The following is an 18,760-nucleotide window of genomic DNA, read 5'->3' on the forward strand; positions in this document are numbered from 1 at the left end:
GGGCGTTTGGGGGCTGGCATGGGTGATCGCGGGCAGTTTGCAGTCGGGCGGCTGATCGCGGCTTCGCGCCTTTCATTTGGTCCGCACCGCTCGCTGCTATCGATGCGTACCAGCCTGTTCGCCTTGATGGCGGCGCTCGCGCCCGCCACCGCCGCTCGGGCGGACGGCTTCGCCACGGATACAGCCTCGCTCAACGCGCAGATCGCCGCGGCCAACGTCTCGGCGAGCGCCTACACGATCACCATCCAGAACGACATCACGCTGACCTCGGCCCTGGCGGCGATCAACAACGCCTCGGGCGCCACCGTCACCGTCAGGAGCGCCGATGGCAGCGCCTTCACCATCAATGGCGCCAATAGCTTCCAGATCTTCACCGTCAATGGCGGCCTGGCCTCCTTCGAGAACCTCACGCTCACCAACGGCCTGGCGCGGGGCGGCAACGGGGCGATTGGGCAGGACAACATCGCCGGTGGCGGCGGGGGCGGTGGTGGCCTCGGCGCGGGTGGCGGACTCTTCGTCGCGGCCGGGGCGAGCGTCGACGTCGCAGGTGTGAGCTTTGCTGATAATCGTGCCGTCGGTGGAAACGGTGGGTCCGCAGCGTCCTCATCGTCCAGTGTCGGAGGTGACGGCGGTGGCTTGAATGGCGCCGCGGGCGCAGCGGGGGGCGCTGCCAATGGCGGTTCGGGCGCTTCCGGAGGCTTCGGTGAGGGCGGCGGCGGTAGCGGCGGCAGCACGGTGGGCCTCTCCGGAAACGGGGGAAGCGGCGGCTTTGGTGCCGGCGGTGGCGGCGCGGGTGGAGGAAGCTCGAACGGAACGCCGGGCCTTGGCGGCACCGGTGGCGGAAACGGAGGCGCTGCCGGAGTAGGACTATATGGCGGCGGCGGCGGTGGCGGCGCCGGCTTCGGCGGTGCGCTCTTCGTCGATCAGGGTGGCTCGCTCACGCTGCGCGACACGGGAATCGTCTCGAGTGATTTTGCCAATGCTGTCGCAGGTGGTGCAGGCGGGGCTGAGCTTGGCACGATTGCCGGTGCTCAACCGGGTTCTGCCGGCTCGGCCGCGGGGCAGGCGCTCTATCTGCGCGGGACAACCGCGACCATTTCCGTCGACGCGGCGGCGTCGCCGTCCGGCCGGACCTATGCCGGCACGATCAGCGGCGATGGCGGCCTCATCAAGCAGGGCAGCGGCCTGCTCGCGCTGACCGCGGCCAACAGCTTCACCGGCGACTTCACCCTCGACGGCGGCACCGTCAGCGCCGGCCATGCTTCTGCTCTCGGCGGCGGAACATTCATTGCGAGGAGCGGCACGCTCGACATCCAGAACGGCATCACGCTCGGCAACGCCGCCAGTCTCGAAGGCAATATCGCCATCAACGTGGCATCGAGCGCGTCGGGCAGCTATGCCGGCGTGATCGGAGAAAGTGGCGGGGCTTTCGGGATCGCCAAGACGGGCGCGGGCACCTTGACGCTCACCGCCGCCAATACCTTCACCGGCGACTTCACCCTCGATGGCGGCACCGTTCGCGCAGAGAATGACAGCGCGCTCGGCGGCGGCCTGCTGCTGGTCAAGAACGGCACGCTCGACATCGCGCCTGCCGTCAGCATCGGCAACACCGCCGTCCTGGAGAACAACTTCACCATCAATGTGGGGCCCGGCCCGGCGGCCACCTATAGCGGCGACATCCTGGAAAGCACCGGCTCGTTCGGCGTCACCAAGACGGGCGACGGCACGCTCGCGCTGAGGGGAGCCAACAACTATTCGGGCGCCACCATCGTCAATGGCGGCACGCTGCTGATCCAGTCCGACGGCGCCCTGCCCAACGCCAGCGACGTCACGGTGAATGCCGGCGCCACGCTCCAGATCGAGGACGGCTTCGTCGAGCCCTGGATCGGCTCGCTGGCCGGCGCCGGCAACGTCGTCATCGGCTCCGACTCGACCCTGACGATCGGCTTCAATCCTGTTGCCACTGTCTTTTCCGGCTCGATCACGGGCAATGGCTCGCTCGCGATGGAAGGCCCGGGCCAGCTCAAGCTGACCGGCACAAGCGCCATCGGAGGCGCACTGATCATGTGCGGCAGCTGCGCCAGCGCGCTGCTCGAGATCAGTGGCGGCTCGCTGAGTGTCGGCGACCCCCTCAGCTTCAGCGGTGGCGGCGTACTGATCGGCGGCGGCACCTTGCGCGTGAGCAATGGCGGAACGCTGACTCTGGTGAGTCCGGGTGACGTTCTCTCCGTCCAGTCCAAGCTCGAGGTCACGGGCGCCGGCTCCAGCGTCACGGTGGAAGGCCTGACCCAGATCGGTGGCCCCGACCCGACGACCATGGCGATCAGCGCCGGCGGCGTCGTGAACAGCAGATCCGGCGTCATGCTGGAGGGGCTCTTCAACAACGCCATTGTGACGGTGGACGGCGCCGGCTCGACCTGGAATGTCGATAACGTCCTGTTCGTCGGAGGTTTTATCGGCGTCGGTACCGGAACGGTCGTCGTTTCCGCGGGCGGCATCGTCAATTCCACGGGTTTCGTAGAGATCGGCTCGGATCCCGATCCCCTGCTCGGCCTCGCCACCGCGAGCGTCACGGTGACCGGGGCCGGCTCGATCCTGAACGCCGATAACGGACTCACCGTCGGCCATCCCGGCTGCGGCTGCGGCAGCGCCGACTATGCCGGCATTCTGACCATCGCCGATGGCGGCGCAGTCAATGCCGCTGCGGGTATGGAGATCGGCGTCGCCGGCACGCTCAATCTCGGCATAGGCGGGCTTGCCGGTTCTCTGGTCACGCCGACGCTCAGCAATGATGGCCGCATCGTTGCCGATTTCACCGACAGCGCGACGCTTGCCGCCGATATCAGCGGTAGCGGCACGCTGACCAAGCAGGGTTCCGGCACGCTCGTCCTGACCGGCAACAACAGCTATACCGGCACGACTTTCCTCAACGGCGGCAGCCTCAGCATTTCCTCGAACGCCAATCTCGGCGACATCTCGAGCACGCTTGCCATGAACGGCGGCATCCTGCGCGTCACCGGCACGGGGCTCGCCTCGCTCGGCACGCGCGCCTTCAGCTTCGGCGGGTCCGGCGGTGGCTTCGATATCGCTGAGGCCGCCAACAGCTTCACGGTCGCGCAGCCGCTCTCGGGGGCCGGCTCGCTTGAAAAGCTCGGCGCTGGCACGTTGCTGCTGACGGGCGCGAATTCCTACACGGGCGCAACCCATGTCGCTGGCGGCACCTTGCAGGCCGGCGCGGCCGGCGCCTTCTCGGCCGGCTCCGCCTTCACGGTCGATGCCGGGGCGCGCCTCGTCCTCGCCGGGCTCGACCAGAGCGTCGGCTCGCTTGCAGGCGCCGGCTCCGTCGATCTCGGCACTGCCCGGCTGAACACCGGCGGCAATGGCGCCTCGACCCTGTTCTCGGGCGTCATCTCCGGCACCGGCTCGCTGGTCAAGGAGGGGGCGGGCACGCTGACGCTCACGGGTCCCAACGCCTATACGGGCGGCACCACGATCAGCGGCGGCACGCTCATCGGCAATACGACGAGCCTCCAAGGCGCGATCCTGAACAACGCTGCCCTGGTCTTCGATCAGGCCACGGCGGGAACCTTCGCCGGCGCCATCTCCGGCACAGGCGCGCTGACCAAGCAGGGCGCGGGCGCGCTGAACCTCACCGGCACGAGCACGATGAGCGGCCCGACCATGGTGACGGGCGGGTTGCTCTCGGTGAACGGCTCGCTGGCCAATTCGGTGGTGACGCTGAACGGCGGCACGCTCGGTGGCAATGGCACGGTCGGCGGCATCAATGTGCTGAATGGCATGGTCGCGCCGGGCAATTCGATCGGAACGGTCAACGTTGCCGGCAATGTGAGCTTCGCTGCCGGCACAACCTATCAGGTCGAGCTCGATGGGACCGGCGCCAGCGACCGGATCGTCGCGACGGGCACGGCCACGCTCAGTGGTGGCCAGGTCCAGGTGCTGGCTGCGACCGGCAGCTATGCGCAATCGACCAGTTACAGCATCCTGACGGCGCAGGGCGGGATCAGCGGCCAATTTGCGAGCGCCACGTCCGATCTCGCCTTCCTGACACCGTCGCTCAGCTACGGCCCCACGGCCGTCGTGCTGACGATGATGCGCAACGACACCGATTTCGGGCCGCAGCCGGGACCGCGCGCCTTCGTCGCCGCGACCCGGAATCAGGCCGGCGTCGCCAATGCCGCGCAAGCGCTTGGCAGCGGCAACCGCGTCTATGAGGCCCTGCTGGGAACCACGGCCGATCAGGCCCGTGCCGGCTTCGACCTGCTCTCCGGCGAGGTGCATGCGCAGGCCGTCTCGGTCGCGATCGAGAACAGCCATCTCATCCGCGACTCGATCCTCAACCGGCTGCGTGCGCCCTATGGCAGCACGGCGGCCGGCGGCAGCGTCTCCGGCGGATTCACCGCCGATCTGCCCGGCCGCAAGTCGGTCACGGTCATGCCGGCCCCGGCTTTCGACACGCGCCGCTTCACGCTCTGGGGCGAGGCCATCGGTGCGCAGGGCTCGGTCGACCGCGATGGCAATGCCGCCTCGCTCAGCTATCGCGGCGGCGGCATGCTGTTCGGCGCCGAGCTGGAGCAGGGGCAATGGCGGCTCGGCGCCGCCGGCGGCTATACCAACACCGATTTCGATGTCGATGCGCGCCGGTCGAATGGCGAACTGTCGAGCTTCCACGGTGCGCTCTATGGCGGCGCCCGCCTCGGCGCCTTTGCGTTGCGGGCCGGTGCCGCCTATTCGTGGAACGATGTCGACGTGAAGCGCAGCGTCGCCTTCCCCGGCTTCTCCGATTACCTGAAGCTCGACGGCCGCAGCGCCACGGCCCAGGCCTTTGCCGAGATCGGCTACGGGCTGACGCTCGGCCAGGTCGCACTCGAGCCCTTCGCCCAGATCGCCGCAGTCAATATCCGCAGCGAGCGCGAGGCCGAGCAGGGCGGCGCGGCCGCGCTCACGGTGCTCGGCCGCGACCAGACGCTGGGTTTCACCACGCTCGGCCTGCGTGGCGAGATGCAGTTCGGCTCCCTGCCCTTGGTGGCGCGCGGCATGCTCGGCTGGCGCTATGCGTTCGGCGACATCACCCCGACGGCAGATCTGGCCTTCGTCGCCGGCGGCCTGCCGTTCCAGACCTATGCCGCGCCGGTTGCGCGCAACACGCTCGTGGCCGAGGCGGGCCTGGCCTGGAAATTGTCGGGTTCGACGACGCTGGGTATCAGCTACGGCGCGGCGGTCAGCGACAAGGCCCGTAACCAGGCGGTCAAGGGCCGGATCGACATCGCGTTCTGATTTGCGCTCGGTCCGTCATGCTCGGCCTTGTGCCGAGCATCCACGCCTTGAACACCGCCCTCGACCAGCGAAGACGTGGATGGTCGGGACAAGCCCGACCATGACGGGGAGCGGCGACCCCGAGGCCGCCTAAGCCTCGTGCAGCCGCCGATAGATGCCGTCGGCCTTGACCAGGTCGGCATGGCTGCCCTGTTCGGCGATGCCGTTGGTGTCGACCACGACGATGCGGTCGGCATCGCGGATCGTCGCCAGCCGATGTGCGATCATCAGCGTGGTGCGGCCCTGCGACAGCTCGGAGAGCGATTGCTGGATGGCGCGCTCGGTCTGCGTGTCCAGCGCCGAGGTCGCCTCGTCCAGGATCAGGATCGGCGGGTTCTTCAGAAAGATGCGGGCGATGGCCAATCGTTGCTTCTGGCCGCCCGAGAGCTTGACCCCGCGCTCGCCGATGATCGTGTCGAGCCCCTCCGGCATTGCGGCGATGACCTCGTCGAGCCGGGCACGCCCTGCGGCATCCAGGATCTCGTCCTCCGTGGCCTCGAGCCGGCCATAGGCGATGTTCTCTCGCAGCGTCCCGGCGAAGAGGAAGACATCCTGCTGCACGATGCCGATCTGCCCGCGCAGCGAGCCCAGCGTCATGTCGCGGATATCGATGCCGTCGATCGTGATGCGCCCGCCTGTCACCTCGTAGAAGCGCGGCAGCAGCGAGCAGATCGTCGTCTTGCCGGCGCCGGACGGGCCGACGAAAGCGATGGTCTCGCCCGGCTTGATCGTCAGGTCGATGCCGGCCAGCACCTGCCGGCCGGTCTGATAGGAGAACGAGACCTTCTCATAGGCGATCTCGCCCTTCAGACGCGGCACGTCTTGGGCGCCCGGCCGGTCGGCGATGTCGGGCTCGGTATCCAGGAACTCGGTATAGCGGCGAAAACCCGCAATGCCTTTCGGATAGGTCTCGATCACCGAGTTGATCTTCTCGATCGGCCGGAAGAACACGGTGACGAGCAGCAGGAAGCCGACGAAGCCGCCCTGGCTGAGCGAGCCGGTGATGACGAAATAGCTGCCGGCGACCATCACCACCATCTGGGTCAGGCGCATGCTGAGATAGCTCAGCGAGGTCGTCGCCGCCATGATCCGGTAGGCGTTGAGCTTGGTCTCGCGGTATTTCTGGTTGTCGCTGGCGAAGAGCCGGCGCTCATGGTCCTCGTTGGCGAAGGCCTGGACCACGCGGATGCCGCCGACCGCCTCCTCGATGCGGGCATTGAAGCTGCCGACGCGGCGGAAGAGCTGCTGCCAGTTCTGCGTCATGCGCCCGCCATAGCGGCTGGTCAGCCAGCCGGTCAGCGGCACGACGCAGGCCGTGATCAGCGCGAGTTCGACGCTGACCATGAACATCAGCGCGAAGGCGCCGAGCAGCGTCATGATCGCGATGAACAGGTCTTCCGGCCCATGATGCGCGACCTCGCCGATCTCCTCCAGGTCCTTGGTCAGCCTGGCGACGAGATGGCCGGTCTTCTGGTTGTCGAAATAGCTGAATGAGAGCTTCTGCAGATGGTCGAAGGCCTTGCGGCGCATCTCGGTCTCGATGTTGATGCCGAGCATGTGGCCCCAATAGGTCACGATCGCCATCAGCCCGCCATTGAGCAGGTAGATCGCCATCAGCCCCGCGGCGCAGGCGAGGATCAGCCCCCAGTTCTGGCTCGGCAGCAACTGGTCGATGAACAGCTTGACCGCGATCGGGAAGGCGAGCTCGAGCACGCCGGACAGGACCGCGCAGGAGAAATCCAGCACGAACAGCCCGCGATGCGGCGCGTAATAGGCGAAGAAGCGGCGAAGCATGGTTTTTCGGGCCTCGTCTCGTCCAGCGTAGCCGGCGCGAACGGCGTTTTGCCTTCTATAGGCGGCGCGACCGCGCTGCGAAACATATCTGCACGCATGGTGGGGCATTCTGCGAGCAGTGTGGCCCGGGTGCTCGCAATGACGTGGACGTGTCGATCCTAGCGATTGAACCGGACCGGCACTGCCAGGGCGATGGCGCCGCCACCACCGACGCCGGCCGGCGGGGCCGGGACCGGGCTGGCCCGACGGACCATCGAGACGGCCTCGTCATCGAGCGCCGGATCGCCAGACGAGCCGGTGAGCCGGGCCGACAGCACGCGCCCGCCGCGATCGATGCTGAAGGCGACCTGCACCGTGCCGGTGCGCGCGCCCGGCGGGAAGCGCTTGTAGCGGTTGAGATGCGCGATCAGCAGGCCACGCCAGGAAGCGGTGGACATTGACGGCGCAGTGGACGCGCCGACGGGCGCGGACGTGGGCGCGGCCGCCGTGGCAGGCGCGGGCGGCGGCGCGGCAGCACGTTCGGCCTTCGGCTTTTGGCGCTCGACCGGCTTGCGGCGCTCGACGACCTTCGGCCTGGGCGGCTTCGGCTTGGGCTCGACGATCTTCGGCTCCGGCTTCTCGATCTTGGGCGGCGGCGGCGGCGCCAGCACGGCGGCTGGGTCCGGCAGCTGCGGCAGTTCCGGCAGCTTGATCTCGGGCTCCGGCAGCTTCACCGGCTCGGGCTCAGGTTCGGGCACAGGCTCGGGCGGCGGCGGCTCGGGTTCCGGCTCCTTGACCGGCTCGGGCTCCGGCGGGGGCGGCTCCGGCTCGGTCTGGGTCGGCTGCGGGGCCGGCGGCAGCTCCTCCGGCGGCGCTTCGGGCGCCACCGAAACAGCAGCGAGCTCGATCATCACGGCCGGCTCGGGCGCGCCGGCCGCCGCTTCGTTCGGGCGCCAGCTCAGCGCGAACCAGGCGAGGCTGCCATGGGCGGAGACGACGACCAGCGCGGCCATGGTCCACCGCAGCAGCGCCGGCCAGATCCGCCGCGGCGTGCTCTCGCTGCCGAGCATCATGGCTTTGCACCCGCGCTCGGGGCCGGCGCGTTGCCCTGGCCGGTATCCTCGAGCCCGACCAGCGCGATCTTGAGGTAGCCGGCATTGCGCAGGAGGTTCATCACCTCCATCAGGTCGCGATAGGCGACCGTGCCGTCGGCGCGCAGGAAGACGCGCTGCTCGCGGTCGCTGCCGGTCTGCTGGTCGAGCACTGCCTGCAGCGCCTCGCGCGGCACGCCGTCATTGCCGAGCGCGAGGGAGAGATCGCCCTTCACCGTCAGGAAGACCGGCTTGTCGGGGCGCGGCTGCGGCCTGGCGTTCGAGACCGGCAGGTCGACCGCGACATCGACGGTCGAGAGCGGCGCGGCGACCATGAAGATGATCAGCAGCACCAGGATGACGTCGATGAAGGGCGTGACGTTGATATCGGCGACTTCGCCGAGATCGCCATCCTGCGGATCCTTGAGCGAGACGGCCATGGCTCACTCCGCCGGCATCAGCCGCGGCATGGCGGTGACGGCCTGGGCAGGCTGCGCCGGCCGTTGTGCGGCACGGTGCGCGCGTTCCAGGTCTCGCGAGAGATGGCGCAGCACCTCGCCCGAAGCGTCAGAGAGCACGGCGCGATAGCCGGTGATGGCGCGGGCGAAGACGTTGTAGATGATCACCGCCGGGATGGCCGCGACAAGGCCGATCGCCGTCGCCAGCAGCGCCTCGGCGATGCCCGGCGCCACAACGGCGAGGTTCGTCGTCTTCGACTGCGAGATGCCGATGAACGAGTTCATGATGCCCCAGACCGTGCCGAACAGGCCGACGAAGGGCGCGGTCGAGCCGATCGTCGCGAGCAGGCCGGTGCCGCGTGCCATGTTGCGGCCGGCGCGTGCCTCGATCCGGGCGAGCGCGATCGCGACGCGCTCCTTGATGCCGTCTTCCGACAGATCGGCCGAGCGTGCGGTCTCGCGCCGCGCCGCCTGAACGAGATCAGCCACCGCGCCGCGGCGGGTGCGATGCGCCGCGATGATCTCGGCCGCAGCCTCCAGGCTCTCGGCCTTTTCCAGCCGGCGCGTCGCCTTGTGGGCGCGGCTCTTGGCCGACATCAGCTCGAGCGCCTTGGCGAGCCAGATCGTCCAGGTCACCAGCGAGGCGAAGGCGAGCCCGACCATCACGGCCTTCACGACGATATCGGCCGCCATGAACATGCCCCAGGGCGAGAGGTCATGCGGCAAGGTCGCGGTCACGACCGGGGCAGGACTGGCGGCCGGCGCCGGGACCGGTGCAGCGGTCGAAAGGCCGGCATCGGGGGCGGGCGCCGTCGCTGCCGGCGGCGCCACCGGGGCGCCAGGGGCCGGCGCGGTCACGGCGGGAGCGGCAGGCTGAGGCGCGGGAGCGGGCTGGGCGAAGGCGGAAACCGACGAGACGATCAGCGCGACGGCCGGCGCAAGCAGCCGCAGGGCCAGGCGAGCCGGATTGGACTCTCCGCAGCAATGAGCCGAAGCAGGATCGCGATGAGGGGTGTCCCTGTCAGTCATTCCGATGAACTCTCTGTCACGCGCAGGCAGATGAGATTCAAGATTACGAAGCATTCGAGCAGATTAGTTTCTCTTTAGAAGAAATCTAAACAGATCAAATCTCATCTTTGGCGTTACTGGCGAGTTGAGTGCCCATTGTCAAAGCGAAACATCAGTCTGGCGATGACGCGACGCGATTGTTTCCTTGCAGAGGGCGCATAAGGTGCGAACTGCGCGCTGCGCATGCCACCACGGACACTGCGCGGCAGGCCCGGCGCAAACGAACGAAAAGGCTTGCATCTCCCGCACGGGAATGCTGCGACAGGAGGTCCCGCCGCCTTTGCGTCGGAAGGAGACCGCCGCAAGACGATGCCCAGCCTGCCAGCACCGCTCGGCCGCCACGGCCTCAGCCTCATCATCGCCCTCGGCATCACCCAGGTCGTCGGCTACGGCGCCCTCTACTATGCCTTCGCCGTGCTGGCGCCGCGCATGACCGAGAGTTTCGGCTGGGCTCCGGAATGGACCTATGGCGGCTTCGCAACCGGGCTCCTGGTCGGCGGGGCCATCGCCCCGATCACCGGGCGGATGATCGATCGCCATGGCACGAGGCTGGTGATGACGCTCGGTTCGGTCCTGGCCGGGCTGTCATTGCTGTTGCTCGCCGAGGCGCGCGGGCCGGTGAGCTATTTCGCTGCGATGATCGCGGTCGCGGCCGTATCGACCATGGTCTTCTACGAGGCCGCCTTCGCCGCGCTGACCCAGGCGCGTGGCGCCGGTGCCCGGCGCGCCATCAGCCAGCTCACCCTGATCGGCGGCTTTTCCTCCACTCTGTTCTGGCCGTTGACCACGGCGCTGCTGGCTTATCTCGACTGGCGCGGAATCTACCGCGCCTATGCGCTGCTGACGCTGGCGCTTTGCGTGCCACTCCATCTCTTCCTGCTGCCGGGGCGGGTGAAGCGCTCCACTGCGCCAGCGCTGGCAGGCGCCGGCGTGGCGGCGCCTGCCGCGACATATCTCGAGGGCGGGGAGCGTCGCCGTGCCTTCATCCTGCTCGCCTTCGCCTTTTCGTTGCAGGGCTTCGTCGTCTCGGCCATGTCGGTGCATCTGCTGTCCATGCTGCAGGGGCTCGGCCTCAGCGCCGCAGTTGCAGTAACGATCGGCGCCATGGTCGGCCCTTCGCAGGTCGCGGGGCGGCTGTTCGAGATGCTGTTCGGCGCCGAGGTTTCGCCGGTGACGACCGCCTGGCTCTCGGCCCTGCTGATGCCGCTCGGCTTCCTGCTGCTGATGCTCGGCACCACCACGGCGACGCTCGCAGGACTCTTCGCCATCGCCTATGGCATCAGCGTGGGGTTGGGCTCGATCGTGCGCGGCACCGTGCCGCTCCAGCTTTTCGGCCCGGCCGGCTACGGTGCCATGCTCGGCAAGCTCGCTGCGCCCGGCCTCGTCATCAAGGCAGCCGCGCCGCTCGCCTTCGCCATGCTGATCGAGCGCGCCGGGCTGATGCCGGGCAATGGCCTCTTGCTGCTTTTGTCCGCCCTTTCCGCCGGCGCGCTGTTCCTGCTGGCACGCAAGATCCACTGAGCCGGACTCGCCATGGCGAAGCGGGATTACGGTCTATAGAATTCCCCTCCCACCTTGGGCGGGCGGTGGGTTCGCCACGCGACTTTGGAGACCGACCATGAATGAAGACCGTTTCAACATGGCTGTCCGCAAATTCCTGAAGGAAGTGGGCGTGACCTCGCAGCGCGAGATCGAGCGCATCGTGCGGGAAGGGGCGGGCGAAGGACGCAGCCTGCGGCTGCGCATGACCCTGACCTCCGAAGACGCACCCGCGCTCAAGCATGTCGTCGAGACGACGATCGATCTGCATTGACCGGCTCCGGAGCCGGGCCTTCGGTCAGGCGCGGCTCTCGCGCCACCAGCGCCGCACGGCATCGCGCATCTGCATCGCGGCGGCATAGACCGCGCTCGCCCTGAGCCAGGCCAGCAGCGTCTCGCGCAGCGCGACCACGTTGCCCATCGTCCAGGCGAGCCAGCGATAGGTCAGCAGCTTGTCGCGCCCGGCATGGTAGATGCGCTCGACGATCAGGAAGCTTGCCAGATAGGCGAAGATCAGGATGACGGCGCCGGAGACGATCTTGCCGTCCGCGACCAGCAACAGGCCGATGAGCTTCAGCGGCTCGGCGACGGCGAAGGGCACGGCCAGGGTGAGCAGGATGGCGAGGCGCGGCATCCGGGCGATCGCCGCTTCCGCCTGCGCGACGAAGCGTCGCTGCGCCACCCAGTCCGCGATCGGCCGGTAGAGCGGACGGACCAGCTCGTCGAGCAGGATCAGGACGGAGAGCACGCCCTGGACAACGAGCAGGACGGCCCGGCGCAGGCCGAATTGTCCCGGTTTTGGCGGTGGCGCTGCAGTCATGGCGCTCTCTTACGCTGTCGCAGGCGCTGGATGAAGGGCCGATATGCGGCTCCCCCGCTCGCGCCGGCCTGACAGGATCGTGAAAGATCGGAGCTACGAACTCTTCCAAAAAGAAGCTTAGTTCCGTGGCATCGCTGTCTGCGTCGGTTGCGGCGCGCGGTGTCGGTGGGCGAAGCGAATGCTGCGAAAGGGTGTCCGGTTGAACGACGGCTGGAGACAGGGGCGCGACAGGGAAAGCCCGCCGGCGGGCTCCGCCCTGCTGGTCGCTGCCCTGCTGGCGGCCGTGCCCGCGCAGGCGGCCGGGGACAAGGCGCTCGGCGAATATCTCTCCTCCGAATGCACCTCGTGCCACCAGCTTTCGGGCCGCTCCACCGGCGGCATCCCGCCGATCATCGGCTGGCCGCAACAGCAATTCGTCGCCGTTCTCGAGGCGTATGGCCGCAAGGAACGTGAGAACCAGGTGATGCAGACCATTGCCGCGCGCCTGAGCCGCGACGACATGGCCGCGCTCGCCGCCTATTTCGGCGCGCTGACGCCAAAGCCCTGAGACCGATATGCGGAGGACAGGCAGATGACACTCACCCGACGCGATCTGGCTGCCGGTTCCGGCGCCCTCCTGGCCGCGAGCACGCTCACGGCGCCCGCCGTGCTCGGCCAGGCCAAGCCGCGCGTCGTCGTGATCGGCGGCGGTCCGGGCGGCGCGACCGCCGCGAAATACATCGCCAGGGACGCAGGCGGCGCAATCGCGGTGACTCTGGTCGAGGAGGACGAGACCTACCAGACCTGCTTCCACTCCAACCTCTATATCGGCGGCTTCAAGCCCTATGACGCGCTGGTCCATCGCTATGACACGCTCGTCTCGGCTTATGGCATCATCCTCGCCCGCACCCGCGCCACCCAGGTCGATCGCGAGAAGAAGGAGGTCGTGCTGAGCGATGGCCGCCGCCTTCCCTATGACCGTCTGGTGCTCTCGCCCGGCATCGACCTGAAATATGATTCCGTGCCCGGCTGGTCGCAGGCCGCCGAGGAGATCATGCCGCATGGCTGGAAGCCGGGGCGGCAGACACAGCTGATCAGGGAGAAGCTCGACGCGGTGCCCGATGGCGGCACCATCGTGATGATCGCGCCGCCCAATCCCTATCGCTGCCCGCCCGGCCCCTATGAGCGTGCCTCGATGTTCGCGCATGTGCTGATGCAGACGAACCGCAAGCAGGCCAAGATCGTCATTCTCGATCCGAAGGAGAGCTTTTCCAAGCAGGGCGTGTTCCAGCCCGATTGGGAAAAGCGCTATGGCGCGATGATCGAATGGCTCGGCCCGAAGGTGCATGACGGCATCAAGTCGGTCGACCCGAAGACCGGCACGGTCGTGACCGGCTTCGAGACCTACGAGAACTGCGCCTTCGTCAACGTCATTCCGGCCCAGATGGCCGGCCAGATCGCGCGCGATGCGGGGCTCGCCCCGGCGGGCGGCTATTGCGCCATCGACCCGGCGACGATGAAATCGACCGCCGATCCCAGCATCTTCGTGCTCGGCGATGCCTGCAATGCTGGCGACATGCCGAAATCGGCCTTCTCGGCCAATAACCAGGCCAAGGTCGCGGCAATGATCGTGCGCAGCGAATTGGCCAATGGCCCGAGCTTCCCGGCCCGCTATCTCAACACCTGCTGGAGCCTGGTCGACACCGACGACGCCATCAAGGTCGGCGGCCGCTATGAGCCGAGGGACGGGCGCATCGCCGCGATCGATACCTTCATCTCGCAGCCCGGCGAGAGCGACGAGGTCCGCAAGCAGACCCAGGCCGAGAACACCGCCTGGTACGCCGCCATCACCGCGGACATGTTTACGTGATGGCCGCAATTGCCGCTTAGAACGATTCGAACTTATGTGAACCCCGCACGTTTGTGTGCGGGCTTACTCGCCGACGAAGGACAGACGATGAAAGCGATTCTTGCCAGCGCCACGCTCCTGACCGCCGCAATGCTGCTCGGGACCTCCGCCAACGCCCAGGACGTCGCCGCGGGCGAGCGCTCCTTCAACAAGTGCCGCGCCTGCCACCAGATCGGCGAGACCGCGAAGAACACGGTCGGCCCGGTCCTGAACGGTCTGTTCGGCCGGCATACCGGCGCGGTCGAGGGCTACAGCTATTCCAACGCCAACAAGGGCGCCAACATCACCTGGGACGAGGCGACCTTCGCCGAATACATCAAGGATCCGCGCGCAAAGATCCCCGGCACCAAGATGGTCTTCGCGGGCATCAAGAACGAGCAGGAGATCAAGGACCTGACCGCCTTCCTCAAGCAGTTCGACAAGGACGGCAAGAAGATCTGAGCAGCCGGATCGCCATCCCGGACGCAGCGAAGCGGCGCCGCCGCAAGGCTAGAGCATTTCCGCGTTTCTTCGAATCGCAAAAATGCTCTATCTATCTGTTTTGACGCATTTTCTTCACGCGAACCGGCATCCACTTCGCTCGAAAATGCGCTAGAGCACGCGCCGATCTGATCGTGAGGCGATCGGATCGGATTCGGCTCTTGTCCGGGCTGACGTGGTCTTGACTACAGCGTCCCCTTGTAGGGCGCGGCCACGATCAGGCAGCAATTGCCCGGCCTGACCCTGCCCGGCTGGCGGCGGCCGTAGAGGATGCCGTCGGCGGCGTAGTGCAGCAGCTCCGGCGGCCGCGTCGGGTCCCAGGTGCAGTGGATGCGTCCCGCCGGCTGGCCGGTGCTGACCTTCTCGCCATTGGCGTGGAACGGCTCGAAGATGCCGTCGGCCGAAGCGTAGACATAGGCCGCGGTTCCCGGCAGCTCGAGGATGGTGCTGTCGCCGCGCTTCGGCTCCGGCGTCTCGTGGGCGACGATGCCGAGGTGGTCGAGCACATTGGCGACGCCGCGCCGGCAGACCTTGAGCGCCTCCAGCGAGACCGTGCCGCCGCCCGCCATCTCCGTGCCGACCGTGACCAGCCCCTGCCGGCAGGCCGTCGCGGTCGCGGTGCGGGGCTCGCCGAGATTGCTGATCACCACCGTCATCGGCGCGTCGAAGGCCTGCACGGCCGCGACATTGCGCTTGTGCAGGGTGGGGTCGTCCGTCGGCTCGACGATTGCGCTCGGGATGATGTCGAGCGAGGAGCCGCCCGAATGCAGGTCGAGGAAGGCGTCGCCGAGCGGCAGGATATGGTCGCTGACATAGGCTGCGATCTGCTGCGTGATCGTTCCGCGCGGATCGCCCGGGAAGCTGCGGTTGAAGTTCAGCCCGTCGACCGAGGAGGTGCGTTTTCCTGCGATCACCGCATGGACATTGTTGGCCGGCATCAGGATGAGCCGTCCTTGCACCCGCCCGGGATCGAGATCGCGGATCATGTCGCAGATCGTGATCGGCCCCTCGTATTCGTCGCCATGGTTGCCGCCCTCGAGGATCGCGGTCGGCCCCGAGCCGTTCTTGATGACAGCGACGGGAATGCGCGTTGCACCCCAGGCATCGTCATCGGGCGAATGCGGGATCATCAGGAAGCCGACCTGCTTGCCGTCGCGCTCCGGATCGACCGTGAGGAAGGCGGAGGAGGGGCGGGGCGTAGGCTTTGGGCGGGGGCTAGTCATGGCGGGCTCGTGGATATGATCGCGTTTCAGGGATGAGCACGGAGAACCCCCTCCCATAGGAGGGGGCGGCTCGGAGTGCGTCTTGGTCGGGCTTGACCCGACCATCTCGGGACGGAAGAGCGCCCCGTTCTGAAAGGGATTCCCGGGTCCGCGCTTCGCTACGCCCGAGAATGACGCTCTCGGCCGTTCACAGCGTCGGCAGCGGGTCCATCGGCATGTCCAGGTACTTCCTGTGCAGCCGGTCGATCTCGCCGTTCATCGTGTTGAAGAAGATGAAGCTGTCGAGCCAGCGCACCAGATTGTGCTGGTCCATCTGCACGGCCATATGGGCCGGGCTGCGGCGAATGACGAATTTGCGCTCGAATTCCTTGTTTGGATTCTGCTTGGCGAGCGCTTGCGCGACGATGCTGTTGGTGGCGATCAGATCGGCCTGGCCGGTGATATAGGCCGCGGCTGCGGTGGCGTCGTCCTCGGTGCGCATCAGGTTGGCCTTGGGCGCGGCGGCGCTGATCGCGAGTTCCTGCGTCGTGCCCTTGGCGGCGGCGATACGGGTCGAGCCGAGCGTCTCCGGGCTGGTGACGTTCGAGGATTTCGGCCCGAAGACGGCGAGGAAGGTGTTGGCATAGGGCGCGGTGAACATCACCTGCCGGGCGCGCTCGGGGGTCAGGCCGAGCACCGAGATGACGATGTCGACCTTGTCGGTCATCAGGAACGGGATGCGGTTGGCGCCGGTGATCTGCTGCATCTCCAGCTTCACGCCGAGACCCTTGGCGACCATCTCGGCGAATTCGATATCGAAGCCGATCGGGTTGCGGTTGGCGTCCTGCGCGCCGAATGGCGGCGCGTCGAGCGGCACGCCGATGCGGACAACGCCCTTTTGCAGGATGTCCTGGAGCTTGTCGGCATGGGCCTCGACCGAGCCGAAGGCGGCGACGGCCAGGGCTGCGAGACCGGCGAAGAATGAACGCATGATGTTTCTCCCCTCGTTAACGACTGATACGAAACGGCTTCCTCAGTGCAGGACCGCGCTGAGGAAGGTCTGCAGTTCGGGCGTCTTCGGCTCGGCGAGCACCGCCGCGGCCTGGCCTTCTTCGTGGATTCTGCCCTCGTGCATGAAGACCACGCGTGAGCCGAAGCGGCGCGCGAAGCCCATCTCATGGGTGACGAGGATCATGGTCATGCCCTCCTTCGCCACGGATTCGAGCACTTTCAGCACCTCGCCGGTCAACTCGGGATCGAGCGCCGAGGTGACCTCGTCGAACAACATGACCTTGGGCCGCATCGCCAGCGAGCGGGCAATGGCGACGCGCTGCTGCTGGCCGCCCGAGAGCTGCGAGGGGAAGGCGTCGAGCTTCTCCTCGAGCCCGACCCGGCGCAGCACCTCGCGCGCGACCTCGCGGGCCGCATCCGGCGCCTGCTTCTTCACGACGCGCGGGGCGAGGGTGATGTTGTCGCTGACCGAGAGATGCGGGAACAGGTTGAAGCTCTGGAACACGATGCCGACCTCCTGCCTGAGCTTGCGCAGGTTGGTCCTGGGATCGTTGACCTTGACGCCGTCGACGCTGATCGAGCCGGCCTGGATCGGCTCCAGCCCGTTGATGCAGCGAAGCATCGTGCTCTTGCCGGAGCCGGAGCGGCCGATCACCGCCACGACCTCGCCCTTGGCGATGTCGAGCGAAACATCCTTCAGCACTTGAACGGTGCCGTAGCTCTTGCTGATCCCGTGGATTTCAACGAGCGACATCGAGCCTCCGCTCGAGCGAGCGGCTCCATTGCGTGAGGGGGAAGCACATCGCGAAATAGATGCAGGCGACGGTGATATAGACCGCGAAGGGCTTGTAGGTGCCGGCTGCCGTGAGCTGGCCCTCGCGGGTGAGCTCGACCAGGCCGATCGTCGCCGCCAGCGAGGTGTTCTTGATCAGCTGGACGAGGAAGCCGACCGTCGGCGGGATCGCGACGCGGATCGATTGCGGCACGATGACGTGGCGGAGTTGCTCGTAGAGCGAGAGGCCGAGCGAGGCGCCGGCCTCCCATTGCGTCTTGGCGATCGAGATCAACGCTCCTCGCCAGATCTCGCCCAGGAAAGCGCTGCCATAGATCGAGAAGGCGACGGCGGCCGCGAGCCACGGATTCACCGAGATGCCGATCAGCGGCAGGCCGAAGAAGATCAGGAACAGCCAGACCAGCAGCGGCGTGCCCTGGACGACATGGATATAGGCGGCGGTGAACCAGCGTAGCGGCGCGATCGGCGAGATCCGCGCGAGGGCGAGGATGAGCCCGATCACGGCCGAGCCGGCGAAGGCGGCCGCGGTCAGCGCCAGCGTCCAGCGCGCCGCGGCGATCAGGTACAGGACATCGATGGTGCCGAATGTCCTGATCATCGCCTGACGAACGCCATGTAGTAGATGCCGGCGAAGAGGCCGCGGAAGGCGAAGGCCAGGCCCAGATAGAGCACCCCGATCACGGTATAGACCTCGAAATCGCGGAAGGTGCGCGACTGCACGATCGAGGCGGCGTGGAACAGGTCCTGCACCGAGATCTGCGAGACCACGCTGGTCGCCAGCATCAAGAGCACGAACTGGCTGGCGAGCGCCGGGAACATCGCCTTCAGCGCCGGGAACATCACGATATAGCGGAAGACCTGCAGGCCGGAGAGCCCGAGCGAATGCCCGGCCTCGACCTGCGCCTTCGGCACCGCCTCCAGTCCGGCCCGCACGATCTCGGTCGTATAGGCGCCGAGATTGATGACGAGCGCGATGATCGCCGCCGTCAGCCCGTCGAGCCTGAGGCCGAAGCTCGGCAGGCCGAAGAAGATCAGGAAGAGCTGCACCAGGAGCGGCGTGTTGCGGATGACCTCGACATAAACAGTGACGATCCGCTTCAGCCAGCCCGGCCCATAGACCTTCGCTGCCGCGCAGGCGACGCCGATGACGAGCCCGCCCACCATGGTGCAGGCCGAGAGCAGCAGCGTGGTGAGGACGCCGTCGAGAATGGACTCCCAGGCCGCAAAGATGTCGCGAAACTGCAGCCCGTATTTCATCGCGTTCAGACCGGCCGGATCATGGCTGCGGCGCTCGCGCAGGCGG

16 protein-coding genes are annotated in these 18,760 nt (G+C 67.4%); 6 read left to right on the forward strand and 10 right to left on the reverse strand.

Features of this window, described 5'->3' with window-relative positions:
* Positions 1–102 precede the first annotated feature (102 nt).
* A complete protein-coding gene (locus EV560_RS22165; protein WP_131857990.1) occupies positions 103–5,295 on the forward strand; it encodes an autotransporter domain-containing protein in 5,193 nt (1,730 codons plus the stop codon).
* Positions 5,296–5,424: 129 nt separating this feature from the next.
* On the opposite strand, the gene EV560_RS22170 is transcribed toward EV560_RS22165, so the two are convergent.
* The 4 genes from EV560_RS22170 to exbB form a co-directional block, all read right to left on the reverse strand.
* On the reverse strand, positions 5,425–7,128 hold the full coding sequence (locus tag EV560_RS22170) for an ABC transporter ATP-binding protein (RefSeq protein ID WP_131857991.1): 1,704 nt from the start codon (positions 7,126–7,128) through the stop codon (positions 5,425–5,427).
* A 158-nt stretch (positions 7,129–7,286) separates the two neighbouring features.
* A complete protein-coding gene (locus tag EV560_RS22175; protein WP_131857992.1) occupies positions 7,287–8,180 on the reverse strand; it encodes an energy transducer TonB in 894 nt (297 codons plus the stop codon).
* Positions 8,177–8,638, reverse strand: coding sequence for a TonB system transport protein ExbD (gene exbD, locus EV560_RS22180; protein WP_131857993.1), 462 nt, complete (start codon positions 8,636–8,638; stop codon positions 8,177–8,179). The genes EV560_RS22175 and exbD overlap by 4 nt, the downstream gene beginning before the upstream one ends.
* A gap of 3 nt (positions 8,639–8,641) precedes the next feature.
* On the reverse strand, positions 8,642–9,685 hold the full coding sequence (gene exbB, locus EV560_RS22185; protein WP_131857994.1) for a tonB-system energizer ExbB: 1,044 nt from the start codon (positions 9,683–9,685) through the stop codon (positions 8,642–8,644).
* Between the two features lie 348 nt (positions 9,686–10,033).
* Here exbB and EV560_RS22190 point away from each other — a divergent pair, with 348 nt between their 5' ends.
* Positions 10,034–11,245 (forward strand): MFS transporter, encoded by a 1,212-nt coding sequence (locus tag EV560_RS22190; protein WP_165923577.1) that lies wholly within the window; start codon positions 10,034–10,036, stop codon positions 11,243–11,245.
* A gap of 97 nt (positions 11,246–11,342) precedes the next feature.
* Complete coding sequence (locus tag EV560_RS22195) at positions 11,343–11,537, forward strand: DUF6494 family protein (protein WP_131857996.1); 195 nt, start codon at positions 11,343–11,345, stop codon at positions 11,535–11,537.
* 24 nt (positions 11,538–11,561) lie between these two features.
* Here EV560_RS22195 and EV560_RS22200 read toward each other — a convergent pair whose 3' ends face one another.
* Positions 11,562–12,083 (reverse strand): hypothetical protein, encoded by a 522-nt coding sequence (locus EV560_RS22200; protein WP_131857997.1) that lies wholly within the window; start codon positions 12,081–12,083, stop codon positions 11,562–11,564.
* Positions 12,084–12,261: 178 nt separating this feature from the next.
* Between EV560_RS22200 and EV560_RS22205 the strand changes: the two genes are divergently transcribed.
* From EV560_RS22205 to EV560_RS22215, 3 genes are all read left to right on the forward strand, one after another.
* A complete protein-coding gene (locus tag EV560_RS22205) occupies positions 12,262–12,630 on the forward strand; it encodes a c-type cytochrome (RefSeq protein ID WP_131857998.1) in 369 nt (122 codons plus the stop codon).
* Between the two features lie 24 nt (positions 12,631–12,654).
* On the forward strand, positions 12,655–13,932 hold the full coding sequence (locus tag EV560_RS22210) for an NAD(P)/FAD-dependent oxidoreductase (RefSeq protein ID WP_131857999.1): 1,278 nt from the start codon (positions 12,655–12,657) through the stop codon (positions 13,930–13,932).
* An 87-nt stretch (positions 13,933–14,019) separates the two neighbouring features.
* Positions 14,020–14,412 carry a c-type cytochrome gene (locus EV560_RS22215; RefSeq protein ID WP_131858000.1) on the forward strand — a complete coding sequence of 131 codons (393 nt, stop codon included), beginning with the start codon at positions 14,020–14,022 and terminating at the stop codon, positions 14,410–14,412.
* 224 nt (positions 14,413–14,636) lie between these two features.
* On the opposite strand, the gene EV560_RS22220 is transcribed toward EV560_RS22215, so the two are convergent.
* The 5 genes from EV560_RS22220 to EV560_RS22240 form a co-directional block, all read right to left on the reverse strand.
* Entirely contained in the window at positions 14,637–15,674 is a 1,038-nt protein-coding gene (locus EV560_RS22220; protein ID WP_131858001.1) for a succinylglutamate desuccinylase/aspartoacylase family protein, read from the reverse strand.
* Positions 15,675–15,861: 187 nt separating this feature from the next.
* Positions 15,862–16,644, reverse strand: a complete 783-nt coding sequence (locus EV560_RS22225) for a transporter substrate-binding domain-containing protein (protein ID WP_131858002.1) — start codon at positions 16,642–16,644, stop codon at positions 15,862–15,864.
* A 42-nt stretch (positions 16,645–16,686) separates the two neighbouring features.
* Positions 16,687–17,418: an amino acid ABC transporter ATP-binding protein gene (locus EV560_RS22230; protein ID WP_131858003.1), complete on the reverse strand. Its 732-nt coding sequence runs from the start codon at positions 17,416–17,418 to the stop codon at positions 16,687–16,689.
* Positions 17,405–18,055 carry an amino acid ABC transporter permease gene (locus EV560_RS22235; protein ID WP_131858004.1) on the reverse strand — a complete coding sequence of 217 codons (651 nt, stop codon included), beginning with the start codon at positions 18,053–18,055 and terminating at the stop codon, positions 17,405–17,407. Before EV560_RS22235 ends, EV560_RS22230 begins: the two co-directional genes overlap by 14 nt.
* Positions 18,052–18,714, reverse strand: coding sequence for an amino acid ABC transporter permease (locus EV560_RS22240; RefSeq protein WP_131858005.1), 663 nt, complete (start codon positions 18,712–18,714; stop codon positions 18,052–18,054). The genes EV560_RS22235 and EV560_RS22240 overlap by 4 nt, the downstream gene beginning before the upstream one ends.
* Positions 18,715–18,760: the final 46 nt, after the last annotated feature.

The organism is Allobosea sp. BK604, from assembly GCF_004341515.1.
In the GTDB taxonomy this organism is placed as follows: Bacteria; Pseudomonadota; Alphaproteobacteria; order Rhizobiales; family Beijerinckiaceae; genus Allobosea.